Here is a 16,734-nt window from a genome sequence, read left to right as displayed (position 1 = left end):
GCCGGGCCAGGGGGACTTCGCCGCGACGCGCTCCGTCACCGCCGAGCCACATGCACCGTCTGGGCCGCGAGGACGAAGAGGTCCGTGCGGTGGTGCAGGCTCGCCTTGTCGTCGGGGTCGAGGAGACGGTCGACCGTCGAGAGGTCGGCGGCGTCGAGGAACTCCGCGAGCATGCCCCGGGCGCGCTGGAACTGGCCCACGGCGTAGGCGCGGGCGGCTTCGGGGACCGGGGCCGGCAGGTCCAGCAGGAAGGTGCGGGACGTGACGTCGCGCAGACCCGCGGCGATGAGCAGCCCCGGCCAGTCCTCGGTCTCCGGGACGCTCCCGGGCACCGACCCCCGCATCTCGGTGAACCACCGGTCCTCCGCCGCGTCGATCCGGGACTGCAGCCCGGGGCGTCCGATGCCGATGTCACGCGGCAGGAACCGACTGGGCAGCCCGCCCTCGACGAGGGCCAACGTGCCGCCGGGCGCCAGGCGTTCGGCGAAGGCTGCGAGGGCGGCGCGCTGGTCACCGAGGTGGTGCAGACTGCGGCTCGCCCACATCAGGTCGGCTGGGTAGTCCAACTCCCCCAGACCGTCCGGAAGTTCGGCCTCCAGGGTGGCGAACCGGTCCGCGAGGCCAAGCTGTTCGGCACGGGTATGCGCACGCTCCAGCAGCGGCCCCGAGCCGTCCAGTGCGACGACCCGGGCGCCGGGGAACTCCTCGGCGAGCAGACAGCTCACCACCCCCGGGCCGCTGCCGACGTCGACGACCAGCCCCGGCTCGGGCTGGCGCATGGCGACCCAGGCGGCGGCACGCCGATTGAGCGGGTCGAACAGTTCCGCCTGCTCCACGAGGTGCTCGGCCAGCTCGGCCCAGTCCAGATCGGTGTGATGGCCGTGATCGTGGCCGTGGCCCTGCCCGCACTGGTGTCCGTGCCGGTGCGGATCCTGGCCGTGGTGGTGCTGCCCCATGACGGTGAGCCTCTCTTCCGGGTGGTGTCAGCCTGCTCCGACGCACCCGACGACCGCCACCTCTCTTGCCGTACCGGCAAATCTGCTGTGCCGATTCCGCCCGGTCATCCCTGCTGTGCCGGCCGGTAGACACACACGTTCGCGCCGGTGCCGCTGGTGGTCGTGGAGACCAGTTCCAGGGTGTGCTTGGCACCGTCACCCGGGAAGATCGTCTTGCCGCCGCCGAGGAGCACCGGCATGACGATCAGCACGAGCTCGTCGGCGAGCCCCTCCTGGAGGAGGGTGCGGGCGAGCGTCGGGCTGCCCATGACCAGCAGGTCGCCCCCCTCGGCCTCGCGGAGCTTGCGGATCTCGGCGATCGCCTCCGCGCCCGGGACGAGCGTGGTGTTGTCCCAGGTCAGCTCGGACTCGGTGAGCGTTGTGGACACGACGTACTTGCGGATGGAGTTCATCCGGTCGGCGAAGGGGTCGCCCGCGCGGTCGGGCCACGCACCGGCCATGGCCGTCCAGGTGCGTCGGCCGTACAGCAGCGCGTCGGCCTTCTCCAGGGCGGCGTCCCAGGCGCCGCCCACGACCTCCGGGTCGAAGAACGGGTGGGTCCAGCCGCCGTGGGCGAACCCGCCGTCGATGTCCTCGTCGGCACCGCCGGGCGCCTGCACGACTCCGTCCAGGCTCATGAACTCGCAGATCACGATGCGCATGGGGTTCTCTTCTCTCTCACTGTCACGGGCTTACGGCGATACAGACCGCCGCGCCGCCCGGAACTCATCGCATCCGCCCACCTCCCTCATCGTGACGTGCCTCACACGGGCATGCCACCGGTCCGCCAGGGGGTGGGGGAAGAGAGACTGACCCCTGGCGGACCGGTTCACGCGAGCGGACTCAGAGCGCGGGGTACGCGTTCTGCATCAGCTGCTGGAACTGGGCGGAGAACCAGTGCCCGGAGATCGGCGCGTTCGCCAGGGCGCCGGACATGTTGTAGTTGTTCCGCGGGTTGCCCGTGTACGTCGGGTCGCACATGCGGTCGAAGCCCTTGCCCTCGTCGTTCGGGATGGCGGAGCTGGCCCCGTCGGACTCCCCCGGCGGCTTCATCCACACGTAGGCGTCGATCCCGGTCGCCGGGGAGGCCTTCGGACGCTCACCGAGGCCGGCTCCGGACTGGTTGCACCAGTTGCCCGTGTTGAGGCGGCGGTCGTAGCGCCCGCCGTCGATGTAGGTGTCGACGCTGGTCGTCGCGCCCGGTCCGGTGGGCCGTGCGGTACCGCCCCAACCGTTGCGGGAGGTGTCGATGAGCATGCCGATGTTCGAGTTGAAGCCCGCCGAGACCGCCTGGGCGCGGAAAGCCTGGGCGAAGGACAGTTCGTCGACGTAGCGGTTCCAGTCCAGCCACTTCGACTCGCGGACCGACTTGCCGGCCACGGTGTCGTTGATGGTGAAGTTGTTCTCCTTCAGCGCGCTGTAGTTCGCCGTGTTGGTGATGAAGCCGTGGACGTCGTTCACCGTGGCGCCCTCGGCGGTCGCCGCCTCCTTCATGATGGCGGCGGAGGGGGCGAAGTTGTCGTCCCAGCCGAGCCAGCCGTGGTGGCCGGCGTCGACGTAGTTGTAGACGTTGGGGACGTCGCCCAGCTTGTTCAGCGCGTACCCGACACCCTTGACGTAGTTGCCGTTGGCCTTCATCACGTCGCACTGCGGCACGGCCGTCGGGCGGCTGCCGACGTTGGTGACGAGGTTGGGCAGCGAGTCGATCTCGACCGTGGTGACGATCCGCAGGCCGGCGTACTTGGAGTCGGCGAGGATCGCCTTGATCGGGTCGATGTACTGCGTCTTGTACTTGTCGATCTCCGTCGGGCCCAGCTCGCCGTTGGAGGCGAGGGCCGAGCAGTCACGGCCGGGCAGGTTGTAGATCACCAACTGGACGACGAGCTCGCCCGAGCCCTTCTGCCGCAGCGCCTCGTCGAGGTGGGCGCGCAGGCCCATCTTGCCGCCGGCGCCCGCGATGGCCGCGGTGCGGTCCAGCCAGACACCCGTCGGCTGGTTGGAGATCCGGCTGCCGCCCGGTTCGGCGGCGGCGTTGGCGGACCACTCGGGGTTCACGTACACCTTGGCGCCGCTGTACGGGTTGTCCACCCTGCTGCCCGGCGTGCCCGGGTCCGGATCGGTGCCGCCACCTCCGCCGTCGTCGACGTTGCAGGTCACGCCGTCGAGCGTGAAGGTCGTCGGCAGGGCGTTGGTGCCGCTGTAGGAGGCCTGGAAGCCGAAGCTGACCGAACCGCCGGTGGCCAGCGTGCCGTTGTACGTCTCGTTGGCGGCTGTCACCGACGTACCGCTCTGGGTGATCCGGGAGTTCCACCCGCTGGTGACCTGCTGGTTGCCCGCGTACGACCACTTCACGGCCCACGAGGACTTCGCGGCGCTGTTGTTGGTGATCGTGACGGCGGTGGTGAAGCCGGTGGACCACTGGTTCTGCACCTTGTAGTCGACCGTGCAGGGGACCGCCTGGGCGCCGACGTCGTCGGGCACCGCGGCGGCGGCGGTCCCGGCGGCGCCGGCGACCAGCGCCAACGCCGCGAGGAGTGCTGTTCTGGTACGGCTCATGAGTGCGGGTTCCTCTTCCGTAGTGGGGTGTACGAGGAGGAGTCGTCGCGCTGTCGCCGAGGCGAGTAAAAGACCTGAACGCTGGGGGTGTGCGCGGAGCGTTCCTCGCAGCTCGGACACGCCTGGGACGAGCGCGTCGACTGATGGAACCGCTCCCACTGGTGCTGGTGAAGGTAGCGCCAAGTGACGGCAAAAAACAGAGGTGTTGCGTTATTGCGCTCAACGAATTGTTTCCGCCTGATCGAATCATTTCGACTCTTCAAACACCTTGACCCCTTGGGCCCTCCTCCTCACTATGGGAGCGCTCCCACTGGTTCAAGGCTTGTTGTTGCTGCTCCGCCCCCACCTTCGCAAGAGCCGCACGGAAGGAACCAGAGCATGCACCCCAGACCGGGACGCCGTGCCACGCGGCGTCTGTGGACCGCCGTGGTCGCGGCCCTCGCCCTGCCCCTGACGATGCTCGGCACGGGGTCGACCCCCGCCAGCGCGGCCGCGGTCGCCTGCAACGTCGACTACAAGACCAACGACTGGGGCTCGGGCTTCACCGCCGAGCTCACGATCAGCAACCGGGGCACCGAGGCCATCAGCGGCTGGACCCTGACCTACGACTACACGGGCAACCAGACGCTCAGCAACGGCTGGAGCGGTACCTGGTCACAGTCCGGGAAGACCGTGACCGCGCGGAACGCCTCATGGAACGGCACGATCGCCGTCGGCGCCGCGGTGAGCACGGGCGCCCAGTTCACGTACAGCGGCACGAACGCGGCGCCGACCAACTTCGCGATCAACGGCACCGCGTGCGTGGGTGCGCACCAGCCGCCGATCACGGTGCTGACCAGTCCGGCGCCGGGCGCGGTGTACTCGCAGGGCACGGCGGTCCCGATGGCGGCCACGGCCGCCGCCGCGGACAACGCCACGATCACCAAGGTCGAGTTCTACGACGACACCACGCTGCTGGGCACGGACACCACCTCGCCGTACACGTACTCCGCCTCCGGGCTGAGCGTGGGCAGTCACTCGCTGGTGGCCAAGGCGTACGACAGCCTGGGCGCGTCGGCGAACTCCACACCGGTCGGCATCACGGTCGCCTCGGGTCCCGCCGTGGTGGTCTCGCCGACCCAACTGGGCGTCCGCCAGGGCCAGTCGGGCACGTACGACGTGAAACTGTCGACCCAGCCGTCCGGCAACGTGACGGTGACGACCGCGCGGGCGTCCGGCAACACCGGTCTGTCGGTGTCGGGCGGCGGGTCGCTGACCTTCACGCCGTCGAACTGGAGCACGGCCCAGAAGGTGACCATCTCCGCGAACGCCTCCGGCACCGGCTCGGCCGTCTTCGACTCGACGGCGACCGGCCACGCCAAGGCCTCGGTGACCGTGACCCAGCTGGCCGCGTCGAGCGAGTACGACGAGCGGTTCCTGGAGCTCTACGGCAAGATCACCAACCCGGCGAACGGCTACTTCTCCCCCGAGGGCATCCCGTACCACTCAGTGGAGACGCTGATCGTCGAGGCGCCGGACCACGGCCATGAGACCACCTCGGAGGCCTACAGCTACCTCCTGTGGCTCCAGGCCATGTACGGCAAGGTGACGGGCGACTGGTCCAAGTTCAACGGGGCCTGGGAGATCATGGAGAAGTACATGATCCCGACCAAGCCCGACCAGCCCACCAACTCCTTCTACAACGCCTCCAAGCCGGCGACGTACGCCCCGGAGCACGACACCCCGAACGAGTATCCGGCGCAGCTCAACACCAATGTCTCGGTCGGTCCGGACCCCATCGCCGCCGAGCTGAAGAGCGCCCACGGCACGGACGACATCTACGGCATGCACTGGCTGCAGGACGTGGACAACGTCTACGGCTACGGCAACTCGCCCGGCAAGTGCGAGGCGGGTCCGACCGACACCGGCCCGTCGTACATCAACACCTTCCAGCGCGGGCAGCAGGAGTCGGTGTGGGAGACGATCCCGCAGCCCACCTGCGACCAGTTCAAGTACGGCGGCCCGAACGGGTACCTGGACCTGTTCACCCGTGACGCGTCGTACGCCAAGCAGTGGAAGTTCACCAATGCCCCGGACGCCGACGCGCGAGCCGTGCAGGCCGCTTACTGGGCGGACATCTGGGCCAAGCAGCAGGGCAAGGGCGGTGACGTCTCCGCGACCATCACCAAGGCCGCGAAGATGGGCGACTACCTGCGCTACGCGATGTACGACAAGTACTTCAAGAAGATCGGGAACTGTGTGGGACCGACCACCTGCCCCGCGGGCACCGGCAAGGACTCCTCCCACTACCTGCTCAACTGGTACTACGCGTGGGGCGGTGCCACCGACACCAACGCCGGCTGGGCCTGGCGCATCGGCTCCAGCCACACGCACGGCGGCTACCAGAACCCGCTGGCAGCCCACGCCCTCGCCAACTACGCCCCGCTGAAGCCCAAGTCGGCGACCGGGCAGGCGGACTGGGCCAAGTCGCTCGACCGGCAGATCGAGTTCTACCGCTGGCTGCAGTCGAACGAGGGCGGCATCGCGGGCGGCGCCACCAACAGCTGGGCGGGGCGGTACGCCACTCCCCCGGCCGGGACGCCGACCTTCTACGGCATGTTCTACGACGAGAAGCCGGTGTACCACGACCCGCCGTCCAACCAGTGGTTCGGCTTCCAGGCGTGGTCCATGGAGCGGGTCGCCGAGTACTACCAGCAGACGGGCAACGCGGCAGCGAAGACCGTGCTGGACAAGTGGGTCGACTGGGCGCTGTCCAAGACGACGATCAATCCGGACGGGACGTACCGGATTCCGTCGACGCTCCAGTGGTCCGGCGCGCCCGACACGTGGAACGCGTCGAGTCCCGGCGCCAACGCGGGACTGCACGTCGCCGTCGCCGACTACACCGCCGACGTGGGTGTGGCCGCCGCGTACGCCAAGACGCTGACGTACTACGCGGACCGCTCCGGTGACGCGGACGCGGCCCGGGTCGCCAAGGCGCTGCTCGACGGCATGTGGGAGCACCACCAGGACGGGCTGGGGGTCGCGGTTCCCGAGACCCGGGCGGACTACAACCGGTTCGACGACCGGGTGTACGTGCCGAGCGGGTGGACCGGCAGGATGCCGAACGGCGACGCCATCAACTCGACGTCGACGTTCGACTCGATCAGGTCGTTCTACGAGGACGACCCGGCCTGGTCGAAGATCGAGGCGTATCTGGCCGGCGGGGCCGCGCCCTCGTTCACGTACCACCGGTTCTGGGCCCAGGCGGACATCGCCCTGGCCATGGGTTCGTACGCGGAGTTGCTGGAGTAGCTCCGGGACTCAGGTCGCACGTCGGCCACGGGACGTCCGTGGCCGGTCGCGCCCACCCACGCGGCGGAGCCGCACAGTAGACACAGCCCCGCGCCCCTTCGGGGGCGCGGGGATCTTCCCCCCACCTGTCAGGAGAGGACCCCCACTGTGCGAAGAACGCGCATCCTCACCGCCGTCCTGGCCCTCGCCGCCGGGCTGCTGGCGGGCTCCCCACCCGTCGTGGCCGCCGAGCGGGCCGAGAAGTCGGTGGCTGTCGCCGCCGACACCTACACCTGGAAGAACGCCCGGATCGACGGCGGCGGCTTCGTCCCGGGCATCGTCTTCAACCGCAAGGAGCGCGACCTCGCGTACGCCCGCACCGACATCGGCGGCGCCTACCGCTGGGTGGAGTCGTCCCAGACCTGGACCCCGTTGCTCGATTCCGTCGGCTGGGACGACTGGGGTCACACCGGTGTCGTGAGCCTCGCCTCCGACCCGGTCGATCCGAACAAGGTGTACGTGGCGGCCGGAACGTACACCAACAGCTGGGATCCGGGGAACGGGGCGATCCTGCGGTCGTCGGACCGCGGGGCCAGCTGGCAGAAGGCGCATCTACCGTTCAAGCTGGGCGGGAACATGCCGGGGCGGGGCATGGGCGAACGGCTGGCGGTGGACCCGAACCGCAACAGCGTGCTGTACCTGGGCGCGCCCAGCGGGAAGGGGCTGTGGCGGTCCACGGACGCGGGGGTCACCTGGTCGCAGGTGACGAACTTCCCGAACGTCGGCAACTATGTGGCCGATCCGTCCGACACCAGCGGCTACTCCAGCGACAACCAGGGCATCGTCTGGGTCACCTTCGACGAGTCGACGGGCACCTCAGGCAACGCCACGCGGACCCTGTACGTCGGGGTCGCCGACAAGGACAACGCGGTCTACCGGTCCACGGACGCGGGGGCGACCTGGTCGCGGCTGGCCGGGCAGCCGACCGGCCATCTGGCCCACAAGGGCGTGCTCGACACCGCGAACGGCCATCTGTACCTGTCGTACAGCGACAAGGGCGGGCCGTACGACGGCGGCAAGGGGCAGCTGTGGCGGTACGCGACGGCGACCGGCACCTGGACGGACATCAGCCCGGTGGCGGAGGCCGACACCCACTACGGCTTCAGCGGGTTGACCGTCGACCGGCAGGACCCGGGCACGGTCATGGCGACGGCGTACAGCTCCTGGTGGCCGGACACCCAGATCTTCCGCTCCACGGACAGCGGCGCCACGTGGACCAGGGCCTGGGACTACACCTCGTACCCGAACCGTGCGAACCGTTACACCATGGACGTCTCCTCGTCCCCCTGGCTGACCTGGGGCGCGAATCCCTCGCCGCCCGAGCAGACACCCAAGCTCGGCTGGATGACCGAGGCGCTGGAGATCGACCCGTTCGACTCGAACCGCATGATGTACGGGACCGGCGCGACGATCTACGGCACGGAGAACCTGGGGAACTGGGACAGCGGCAGCCAGTTCACCATCAGACCGATGGTGCGGGGGCTGGAGGAGACGGCCGTCAACGACCTGGCCTCTCCCCCGTCCGGCGCGCCGCTGCTGAGCGCGCTCGGAGACATCGGCGGCTTCCGGCACACGGACCTGACGAAGGTCCCGTCGATGATGTTCACCCAGCCGAACTTCACGACGACGACCAGTCTGGACTTCGCCGAGTCGAACCCGAACACGGTGGTGCGCGTGGGGAATCTGGACTCCGGTCCGCACATCGCGTTCTCCACGGACAACGGCGCCAACTGGTTCGCCGGGACGGACCCTTCGGGTGTCAGCGGCGGCGGTACGGTCGCGGCGGCCTCGGACGGCGGCCGTTTCGTGTGGAGTCCCGAGGGCACGGGCGTGCGGTACACGACCGGGTTCGGCACCACGTGGTCGGCGTCGAGCGGTATCCCGTCCGGCGCGATCGTGGAGTCCGACCGGGTGGACCCGAGGACCTTCTACGGCTTCAAGTCCGGGAAGTTCTACGTCAGCACGGACGGCGGGGCGACCTTCACCGCGTCGAACGCGACCGGGCTGCCCAGCGGCGACAGTATCCGTTTCAAGGCACTGCCCGGGGTGAAGGGCGACGTCTGGCTGGCCGGTGGCGCCACCGACGGGGCCTACGGGCTGTGGCACTCGACGGACGGCGGCGCGACCTGGACCAAGCTCTCCGGCGTCGAGCAGGCCGACACGATCGGCTTCGGCAAGGCGGCGACGGGAGCCTCGTACCAGACCCTCTACACCAGCGCCAAGATCGGCGGCGTGCGTGGCATCTTCCGCTCGACGGACAAGGGCGCGACCTGGACCCGGATCAACGACGACGCCCACCGGTGGGGGTGGACGGGCGCGGCGATCACGGGTGACCCGAGGGTGTACGGGCGGGTCTACATCGCGACGAACGGGCGCGGGGTCATCTACGGCGACTCCTCCGACACCGGCGGCGGGGGCGGCGGTACGGATCCGGACCCCGAGCCCGAGCCGACGGGCCCCTGCGCGGTGACGTACAAGATCACCAATGAGTGGTCCGGGGGCTTCCAGGCGGACGTGCGGCTGTCCAACACGGGCGCGAGCGCGTGGACCGGCTGGTCGCTCGGCTGGACCTTCCCGGGCGGCCAGCGCATCTCCCAGATCTGGAACGCCGCCCACACCCAGACGGGGTCGGCGGTCACCGCCCGGAACATCGGCTGGAACGGCACGGTGGCGGCCGGTGCGTCGGTGGGCTTCGGCTTCACCGGAAGCTGGTCGGGGACGAACGGCAAGCCGACCGCGTTCAAGCTCGGTGACCAGTCCTGCGCGGTGACCTGACACCCGCGCCGGACGAGAAGAGGGCGCGCGTCCGGGTCGGCGCGCGTCCTCTTCGTATCCTGTACAGGTGGAAGGTCGAACCGCGTACACCCTCCCCTGTGGGCATGTTCATGTCGGGCACAGAAGGGCAATCCAGAGTGTGTACGCACGGCTCGCCCGGAGACCTTCACAGAAGGAGCCCCTGTGCCGAACCACAGCCGCGTCACGCGCCGACTGAGCATGAAGACCGCCCTCGCCGCGGCGGCTCTGCTGCCCTTGTCCCGTACCACCGGACTGTCCGGCGCACCCGCCGTCGCGGCGGTGGCGGAGAAGAAGGAGGAGGCCATCGCCGGCCCGCCCCTCGCGACCATGTCCTTCAATCTGCGCTACGCGAGCACCGTGCGGCCCAACAGCTGGGCCGTACGCAGACCGGTGATGAGGGCCCTGCTGCGGCAGGAAGCGCCCCATGTCATCGGCACCCAGGAGGGCCTCCATCAGCAACTGCGCGACATCGAGGCCGACCTGGGGACGGACTACCGCTGGATCGGCACCGGCCGTGCGGGCGGCAACCGCGACGAGTTCATGGCTGTCTTCTACGACACCCGCCGGCTCGCGCCCGTCGAGTACCGGCACTTCTGGCTCTCCGACACACCGGAGGTGCCCGGGTCGAACACCTGGGGCGGCGGTTCCATCCGGATGGTCACCTGGGTCCGGTTCCGTGACCTGAAGGACGGCGACAGACAGTTCTACGTCCTCAACACCCACCTCGACAACCTCAGCCAGTACGCCCGCGACCGCGCCGCGGCCCTGATCGCCCAGCGCATCGCCGGGCTCGACCGGTCGCTGCCCCTCGTCGTCACCGGCGACTTCAACGTGGCGGCCCACCGGAACACGGTCTACGACACGATGCTGGGCGCCGGCCTCGTCGACACCTGGGACGCGGCGCCCGAGCGCAACGACCTGTACGCGACGTTCCACGGCTACCGCCCGCTGACGCCGGGCGGCGACCGCATCGACTGGATCCTGACCACTCCGGGCATCACGGTGCACCGGGCGGCCATCAACACGTTCGCGTCCGGCGGCCAGTTCCCCAGCGACCATCTGCCGGTGCAGGCGTCCGTCACGCTGGGCTGACCAGCGCGCGCAGGAGTCCGTGGGCGGGCCGGGCCCGCCCACGGAGCGGCCCCTACGGCGTGTACACGGTCGGCCTGGGCGGCGTCGGCATGCCGGCGCCGATGAAGAAGCTGGTGTGCGGGGGCTGGTTGTACGCGGTGTTCTGCCAGGCCAGCCCTGTGCGGTACATCGGGTCGTGCAGCAGGGTCGTGATCTTCGTGCTCGTCTCGATCGGCGTCGAGTAGATCCGCAGCGCCGTGTTGCCGCTCGTGCGCCAGACCACCTCCTCACGCCAGTCGCCGAGGATGTCTCCGGAGAGGGCCGGGGTGGCCTTGGTGCCGTTGTTGGAGGAGACCCCGGAGCCGGTCAGCAGCCGGGTGTCGGCGGAGGTGCCGTACTTGTCGATCCGGGTGCCGTCGAGGAGCTCACGGACCGGGTCGCCGTCCCACCAGGAGAGGAAGTTGACCGAGGAGGGCTCGCGGCCCTTCGCCGCGCCGGCCTCGTCGCGGATGGCGGAGTCGGAGGCCGACCACATCTCGGGGCCGTCGTTGCCCGCGTGGATGTCACCGGCGACTCCCCGCCCGTTGTCGCAGCAGGCGGCGAGCTGCCAGCGGACCGCACCGTTGGCCGGGTTGATGTACAGCTCGGCGGGCTGGGAGGTGGACTCCGAGACCTTGAAGTACTCCAGGCCGGACGTCGACGCGTCGAGGTCGCCCAGGTGCTGGGCGTCGCCGTGGCCCGTCCGGGTGGTCCACAGGGCGGCCCCGTTGTCGTCCACGGCCATCGCGCCGTACACGATCTCGTCCCGGCCGTCGTTGTCGACGTCACCGACGGAGAGGCTGTGCGAACCCTGACCGTCGTAGCCCCGGCCGGAGTTGGTGGAGGAGTTGGTGTCGAAGGTCCAGCGGCGGGCGAAGGAGCCGTTCCGCCAGTCCCAGGCCGCGATCACCGAACGGGTGTAGTAGCCGCGCGCCATGATCAGGGAAGGGCGGGCACCGTCCAGATACGCCGTGCCGGCGAGGAAGCGGTCCACGCGGTTGCCGTACGAGTCGCCCCAGGACGAGACCGTGCCCCGGGCCGGGACGTGGTCGACGGTCTGCATCGCGCGCCCGGTCTGCCCGTTGAACATGGTCAGGTACTCGGGCCCGGACAGGATGTAGCCGTTGGAGTTGCGGTGGTCGGCGGAGGAGCTGCCGATGACCCTCCCCGCCCCGTCGACCGTGCCGTCCGCCGTCTTGGCGGCGATCTCCGCCTTGCCGTCGCCGTCGTAGTCGTACACCTGGAACTGGGTGTAGTGCGCGCCCGAGCGGATGTTGCGGCCCAGGTCGATGCGCCACAGTCGGGTGCCGTCGAGCTTGACGCCGTCGATGATCGTGTTGCCGGTGTAGCCGGACTGGGAGTTGTCCTTGGCGTTCGTGGGCTGCCACTTCAGGACGAACTCCAGGGCCCCGTCGCCGTCGAGGTCGCCCACGGAGGCGTCGTTCGCCTCGTAGGTGTAGGCGACGCCGTCCGGGGTGGTGCCGCCCGCGGGTGCGCTGATCGGCACGTCCTTGTAGCCGGTGCGCAGTTGGACGGCGTGCACCGAGTCGCCCTGCTCCACGCCGCCCACGATCGCGCGGACCGTGTAGTCGGCCTGGGCCGGGGCGCCGGAGTGGAAGTAGTTCGTCGAGCCGGTGATCGGGGTCGAGTTGACCTTCGTACCGGCTCGGTAGACGTTGAAGGACACGTCATTCGGGTCGGTGGCCAGCCAGCGCCAGCTGACCAGGTTGCCGCTGTCGACGTGCACGCTGACCACGCCCCGGTCGAGGCGCTCGACCTGGCGGGCGGTGGCGGCCTCGGCCGGCGTATCGGTGAACGTGGTGAGTCCGGCGGCGACCAGGGCCGCTGTCACCAGCGAGCGCAGGGCTCGGCGTCTGTGGTGCCTGTGCGGGTGCTGCACGTGATGAACCTCCAGAAGAAACGGACGGGTTCCGCTCCTTCAGTCGCCACCGTTCCCGGCCACGTTGCCGTACCTTTCGGCCAGTTCGGCCACGGTCCGGGCGATCCTGTGGCGCAGTTCGGCCGGTTCCAGCACCTCGATGTCCGTGCCCAGCCGCAGGAACTCGCCGTGTGCGTGTCCGACGGACTCGACGGGCACCCTCACCGTGGCCCAGCCGTCTTCGGCCGTGCCGCCCTCGACGGGAACGGCCCTGGGCAGGGTCACGCCCGGCGCCAGCCGGACCAGCGCCTCGCCACGGTGCAGCCGGGCGTGGAAGTCGCGCTGGTACGCCGCCCAGTACGCGGCGAGGTCGAAGCCGTCCGGGCGGGTGAACTCCTCGTCGGCGGCGTCGGGTTCGAGGATGTCGAGGATCTGGTCCACGCGGAACGTACGGGGTCCCGGCCCGGCGACGACGTACCAGCGGCCCGCCTTGAGGACCAGGCCGTACGGTTCGAGACGGCGCCGTACGTCGGTCGGCTCGGCCCAGCGGCGGTAGAGGACGTGCAGCACCCGGCCGTTCCAGACCGCGTCGGCGACGGCGGCCAGGAACGGGGTGTCGTCGGCCTCCGCGTACCAGCCGGGGGCGTCCAGGTGGAAGCGGCCGACGACCCGGTCGGCGTGGGCCCGCAGCTCGACGGGGAGGGCCGCGCGGACCTTCAGCCGAGCGGCGGCCAGCACCGCGCCGAGGCCCAGGTCGGCGGCGGGCCCCGGCGCGCCCGCGAGGAACAGGGCCTCGGCCTCGTTCCTCGTGAGCCCGGTGAGGCGGGTGCGGTAGCCCTCCAGGAGGCGGTAGCCCCCGGCGTGGCCCGCGTCGCCGTAGAGCGGGACCCCGGCCGCGCCCAGCGCCTCCACGTCCCGGTAGACCGTGCGGACGGAGACCTCCAGCTCCTCGGCGAGCTCGGCGGCGGTCATCCGCCCCCGGGTCTGGAGCAGCAGCAGGATGGAGACGATTCGGCTGGACTTCACTGACACAGGATGTCAGTGAAGCGGTCCTAACGTGCCGCCATGCCCTTCACCGAGAAACTGCTGACCGTGCCGCCGCCCGTCGAGGCGGCCGGCCGACGGATCAAGCGCTACCACGTCACGGCCGACCCGGACGGCATCGCTCCCGAGGTCGCGGAGGCGGCGTACGCGCTCCTTCCCGCACTGCCGCCGGAGCCTGACGGGACCACACCGCCCGCGACCTTCGTCGTGCTGCACCGGGGCGGCGACACCGGTGCCTACCTGAACGTCTACAGCTGGGTGTGGGACAACGTCCTGCACTTCGCCGGAGCGGCGGCGGGCCAGCCGGTGCTCGGCTGCCCGGACACCGACCCCACGCACTTCGTGGCCACCGACCGCCCGTGGATCGGCTGCGTCTGGGAACTCCCGCCGATCCAGCACGAACGCGACGCCTGGGTACGGCACGTCCTCGCACCCGAACTCCCTTATCTCGACGCCTACTTGGCGGATTCCCTGCCCGCCGGGACGACCGGAACCCCCTCGCTCACCGGAGGTCGGCGATGAGCGGCCCGCACGACTTCGACTTCTTCCACGGCGCGTGGGAGGCCCACCACCGCCGCCGCACCGACTTCCTCGCGCCGGACAGCGACTGGGAGGAGTTCACCTCCACCAGCCGCTGCTGGGCCCTCTTCGACGGGGCCGCGAACATCGACGAGATCGACATGCCGCACCTCGGCTCGAAGGGGCTGACCCTGCGGCTGTTCGACCCACGGGCGCGAACCTGGTCGCCGAGCTGGTCCTCCAGCCGTACCGGCACGCTGTTCCCGCCGGTCACGGGCCGGTTCGAGGGCGGCCGGGGGGGAGTTCCACGGCGACGACACCCTCGACGACGAGAACGTGCGCGTGCGTTTCGTGTGGTCGGGGATGTCCGAGACCTCCGCCCGCTGGGAGCAGGCGTTCTCCCGGGACGGCGGCACGACCTGGCTGACCAACTGGATCACGGAGTTCAGGCGGCCTTCCGGAACGACCGCAGGGTGAACTCCGGGTCCGGGCGCGGCAGGTCCTGGTCGGGCAGGGCGGCGAGGCGACGCGCGAAGTCGTCGGCCAGCGGATCGCCGGGCGGCAGCGTGACGAACCAGCCCCTGCGCAGGTCGGCGACCGTGCGGCGAGGGCTGCGGCCCTGGCCGCGCCCGGGGAAACGGGCCTGCCCGGCGGCGCGCAGACCGTGGGCGACGGCGTACTTCTCGACCGCGCCCGCGGGGTCCATCGCCGGGGACCGGGGCCGTGGGGCGAGCACCGCGTCGATGTCGCTGCCCACGTTGTGGGAGGCGGCCTTGTCGACGGTGGTGACGTAGACGCCACCGGGGCGGAGCACCCGCGCGCACTCCCCGACCACGGCCCGCACGTCCTCGGGGCCGCCCAGCAGATGCAGCAGCCACACACTGGTGACGGCGTCGAACTCCCCGTCGCTGAACGGGAGTCGGCGGGCGTCACCGATCACGACGGAGCCGGGCAGCCGGGCGGCGGCCCGGCTCGCCATCGCATGCGTGAGGTCGACCCCCGTGACCCGTGTCCGGGGACGGGCCGCCGCGAGGCGGCGGGTCACGATCCCGGTGCCGCAGGCGATGTCGAGCAGCCGGCGGGCGCCCTCGGGGACGAGGCCGAGCACGGCGTGGGCGGCGGCCTCGGCGCGGGGCTCGCCGCCCCGCAGGGTGTCGTAGGCGCCGGCCTCCTTGTCGTAGTCCAGCACCCGCCTCAGCTCGCCCCGTGACCGGGGGCGAGCGCCTCCACCCTGCGGGCCAGCTCGAAGTCCTTCTCGGTGACGGCGCCGCCGACGCTGTGGGTGTGGATGGTCAGCGACACCGTGTCGTAGCCGAGGGTGAGGTCGGAGTGGTGGTCGAGCTCCTCCTGGGTCTGGGCGATGTGCACGACCATCGCGGTCGCCGCGAAGTGCGAGCCCAGCCGGTAGGAACGGGCGATCCGGTCCCCGTCCAGCGACCAGCCGGGCAGCTCCGTCAGCCGGTCCTCGATCTCCTTCTGCGACAAGGGTTCGACGGGCATGACCCACTCCTTCCGGGAGGTCCCCTCCGTGACGTCCGGTCCCTCCCAGCGTGCCACAGACGGAGGGCCGGGTCCCTGGTCAGGAGCCCGGGCGCGCCACGCCTCGACCGGCTCGGTTACGTTCTCCGCATGACCAGTGTCCCGACGACTGTCCCGACCGGTGCCCCGGGCCGTCCCACCACGCCCGCCGTCCAGGGCGTGGGCCCGCTGCTGCGCTCCTGGCGGGAGCGACGGCGGGTCAGCCAGCTGGAGTTGGCGCTGCGCGCGGGTTCCTCGGCTCGGCACATCAGCTTCGTCGAGACGGGCCGCTCCCGCCCGAGCGAGGAGATGGTGCTCCGGCTCGCCGAGCACCTGGAGGTACCCGTACGGGAGCGGAACGCGCTGCTGCTCGCGGCGGGTTACGCCCCGCACTACCCGGAGACGCCGCTGGACGACCCGTCGATGGGCGCGCTGCGGGAGGGCATGGAGCGGCTGATACAGGGCTACGAGCCGTATCCGGCGCTGGTGATGAACGCGACGTACGACGTCCTGGCCGCGAACCGGGGCATCGTCATGCTTCTCGACGGGATCCCCGAGTCTCTGCTGGTGCCGCCGCTGAACGCGATGCGTTTGACGCTGCACCCCGAGGGCATGGCGCCGCGCATCCGGAATCTGCGCGCCTGGCGCGGGCACCTGCTGGAGCAGATGGAGCGCCAGGTCGCGCTGCACCGCTCGGAGCCGCTGCGGGCGCTGTACGAGGAGGTGGCGGCCTATCCGCTGCCGCCGGGCACGCCCGAGGACGATTCCGGCGGGGACGCGGGGGCGAGACCCGGCGCGGGGGCGAGCGTGTACTTCGCGCTGCCGATGCGGATCGAGCACGAGGGCCGGGTGCTGTCGTTCATCTCCTCGGTCTCCACCTTCAACACCCCCCTGGACGTGACCGTGGCCGAGCTCGCCATCGAGACGTTCCTCCCGGCGGACCCGGCGACGGTCAAGTACCTGCACGGGCTGATGTCCTGACGG

The 16,734-nt window shown here is 70.5% G+C and carries 12 protein-coding genes and 1 pseudogene; 6 read left to right on the top strand and 7 right to left on the bottom strand.

What is annotated here, in order from left to right; genetic code table 11:
• Window positions 1-35 precede the first annotated feature (35 nt).
• The 3 genes from E4N62_RS10680 to E4N62_RS10670 form a co-directional block, all read right to left on the bottom strand.
• Window positions 36-956, bottom strand: coding sequence for a trans-aconitate 2-methyltransferase (locus E4N62_RS10680; protein WP_230213667.1), 921 nt, complete (start codon window positions 954-956; stop codon window positions 36-38).
• Window positions 957-1,060: 104 nt separating this feature from the next.
• Complete coding sequence (locus E4N62_RS10675; RefSeq protein WP_230213666.1) at window positions 1,061-1,657, bottom strand: dihydrofolate reductase family protein; 597 nt, start codon at window positions 1,655-1,657, stop codon at window positions 1,061-1,063.
• Window positions 1,658-1,838: 181 nt separating this feature from the next.
• A complete protein-coding gene (locus E4N62_RS10670) occupies window positions 1,839-3,551 on the bottom strand; it encodes a glycoside hydrolase family 6 protein (protein ID WP_230213665.1) in 1,713 nt (570 codons plus the stop codon).
• Window positions 3,552-3,929: 378 nt separating this feature from the next.
• Here E4N62_RS10670 and E4N62_RS10665 point away from each other — a divergent pair, with 378 nt between their 5' ends.
• The 3 genes from E4N62_RS10665 to E4N62_RS10655 all read left to right on the top strand — a co-directional run bounded on the left by E4N62_RS10665 (window position 3,930) and on the right by E4N62_RS10655 (window position 10,772).
• Complete coding sequence (locus E4N62_RS10665) at window positions 3,930-6,845, top strand: glycoside hydrolase family 48 protein (RefSeq protein WP_230213664.1); 2,916 nt, start codon at window positions 3,930-3,932, stop codon at window positions 6,843-6,845.
• A 147-nt stretch (window positions 6,846-6,992) separates the two neighbouring features.
• Window positions 6,993-9,659: a cellulose binding domain-containing protein gene (locus E4N62_RS10660; RefSeq protein WP_230213663.1), complete on the top strand. Its 2,667-nt coding sequence runs from the start codon at window positions 6,993-6,995 to the stop codon at window positions 9,657-9,659.
• A gap of 183 nt (window positions 9,660-9,842) precedes the next feature.
• Entirely contained in the window at window positions 9,843-10,772 is a 930-nt protein-coding gene (locus E4N62_RS10655) for an endonuclease/exonuclease/phosphatase family protein (RefSeq protein WP_230213662.1), read from the top strand.
• 52 nt (window positions 10,773-10,824) lie between these two features.
• On the opposite strand, the gene E4N62_RS10650 is transcribed toward E4N62_RS10655, so the two are convergent.
• Both E4N62_RS10650 and E4N62_RS10645 read right to left on the bottom strand, forming a co-directional pair.
• On the bottom strand, window positions 10,825-12,690 hold the full coding sequence (locus E4N62_RS10650; RefSeq protein ID WP_308184891.1) for a rhamnogalacturonan lyase: 1,866 nt from the start codon (window positions 12,688-12,690) through the stop codon (window positions 10,825-10,827).
• Between the two features lie 39 nt (window positions 12,691-12,729).
• Window positions 12,730-13,695: a YafY family protein gene (locus tag E4N62_RS10645; protein ID WP_230213661.1), complete on the bottom strand. Its 966-nt coding sequence runs from the start codon at window positions 13,693-13,695 to the stop codon at window positions 12,730-12,732.
• Between the two features lie 39 nt (window positions 13,696-13,734).
• Between E4N62_RS10645 and E4N62_RS10640 the strand changes: the two genes are divergently transcribed.
• Window positions 13,735-14,235, top strand: a complete 501-nt coding sequence (locus tag E4N62_RS10640; RefSeq protein WP_230213660.1) for a hypothetical protein — start codon at window positions 13,735-13,737, stop codon at window positions 14,233-14,235.
• A pseudogene (locus tag E4N62_RS10635) lies at window positions 14,232-14,709 on the top strand (hypothetical protein). The gene E4N62_RS10640 and the pseudogene E4N62_RS10635 overlap by 4 nt, the downstream one beginning before the upstream one ends.
• Here E4N62_RS10635 and E4N62_RS10630 read toward each other — a convergent pair.
• Together E4N62_RS10630 and E4N62_RS10625 are read right to left on the bottom strand one after the other, a co-directional pair.
• Entirely contained in the window at window positions 14,678-15,421 is a 744-nt protein-coding gene (locus E4N62_RS10630) for a class I SAM-dependent methyltransferase (protein ID WP_230213659.1), read from the bottom strand. The pseudogene E4N62_RS10635 and the gene E4N62_RS10630 sit on opposite strands and share 32 nt — an antisense overlap.
• A gap of 5 nt (window positions 15,422-15,426) precedes the next feature.
• Window positions 15,427-15,732, bottom strand: coding sequence for a 4a-hydroxytetrahydrobiopterin dehydratase (locus tag E4N62_RS10625; RefSeq protein WP_184901524.1), 306 nt, complete (start codon window positions 15,730-15,732; stop codon window positions 15,427-15,429).
• A gap of 129 nt (window positions 15,733-15,861) precedes the next feature.
• On the opposite strand from E4N62_RS10625, the gene E4N62_RS10620 reads away from it, so the two are divergent.
• Window positions 15,862-16,731, top strand: a complete 870-nt coding sequence (locus E4N62_RS10620; RefSeq protein ID WP_230213658.1) for a helix-turn-helix domain-containing protein — start codon at window positions 15,862-15,864, stop codon at window positions 16,729-16,731.
• Window positions 16,732-16,734 lie beyond the last annotated feature (3 nt).

Source organism: Streptomyces sp. MNU76, assembly GCF_020982545.1.
Lineage (GTDB): Bacteria > Actinomycetota > Actinomycetes > Streptomycetales > Streptomycetaceae > Streptomyces.
This window is presented reverse-complemented; position numbering and strand designations above follow the sequence as displayed.

Excerpts from the sequence above, each read along its gene's own strand:
- E4N62_RS10680 (WP_230213667.1), bottom strand. The coding sequence starts at position 956 with ATGGGGCAGCACCACCACGGCCAGGATCCGCACCGGCACGGACACCAG.
- E4N62_RS10675 (WP_230213666.1), bottom strand. The coding sequence starts at position 1,657 with ATGCGCATCGTGATCTGCGAGTTCATGAGCCTGGACGGAGTCGTGCAG.
- E4N62_RS10670 (WP_230213665.1), bottom strand. The coding sequence starts at position 3,551 with ATGAGCCGTACCAGAACAGCACTCCTCGCGGCGTTGGCGCTGGTCGCC.
- E4N62_RS10665 (WP_230213664.1), top strand. The coding sequence starts at position 3,930 with ATGCACCCCAGACCGGGACGCCGTGCCACGCGGCGTCTGTGGACCGCC.
- E4N62_RS10640 (WP_230213660.1), top strand. The coding sequence starts at position 13,735 with ATGCCCTTCACCGAGAAACTGCTGACCGTGCCGCCGCCCGTCGAGGCG.
- E4N62_RS10625 (WP_184901524.1), bottom strand. The coding sequence starts at position 15,732 with ATGCCCGTCGAACCCTTGTCGCAGAAGGAGATCGAGGACCGGCTGACG.
- E4N62_RS10620 (WP_230213658.1), top strand. The coding sequence starts at position 15,862 with ATGACCAGTGTCCCGACGACTGTCCCGACCGGTGCCCCGGGCCGTCCC.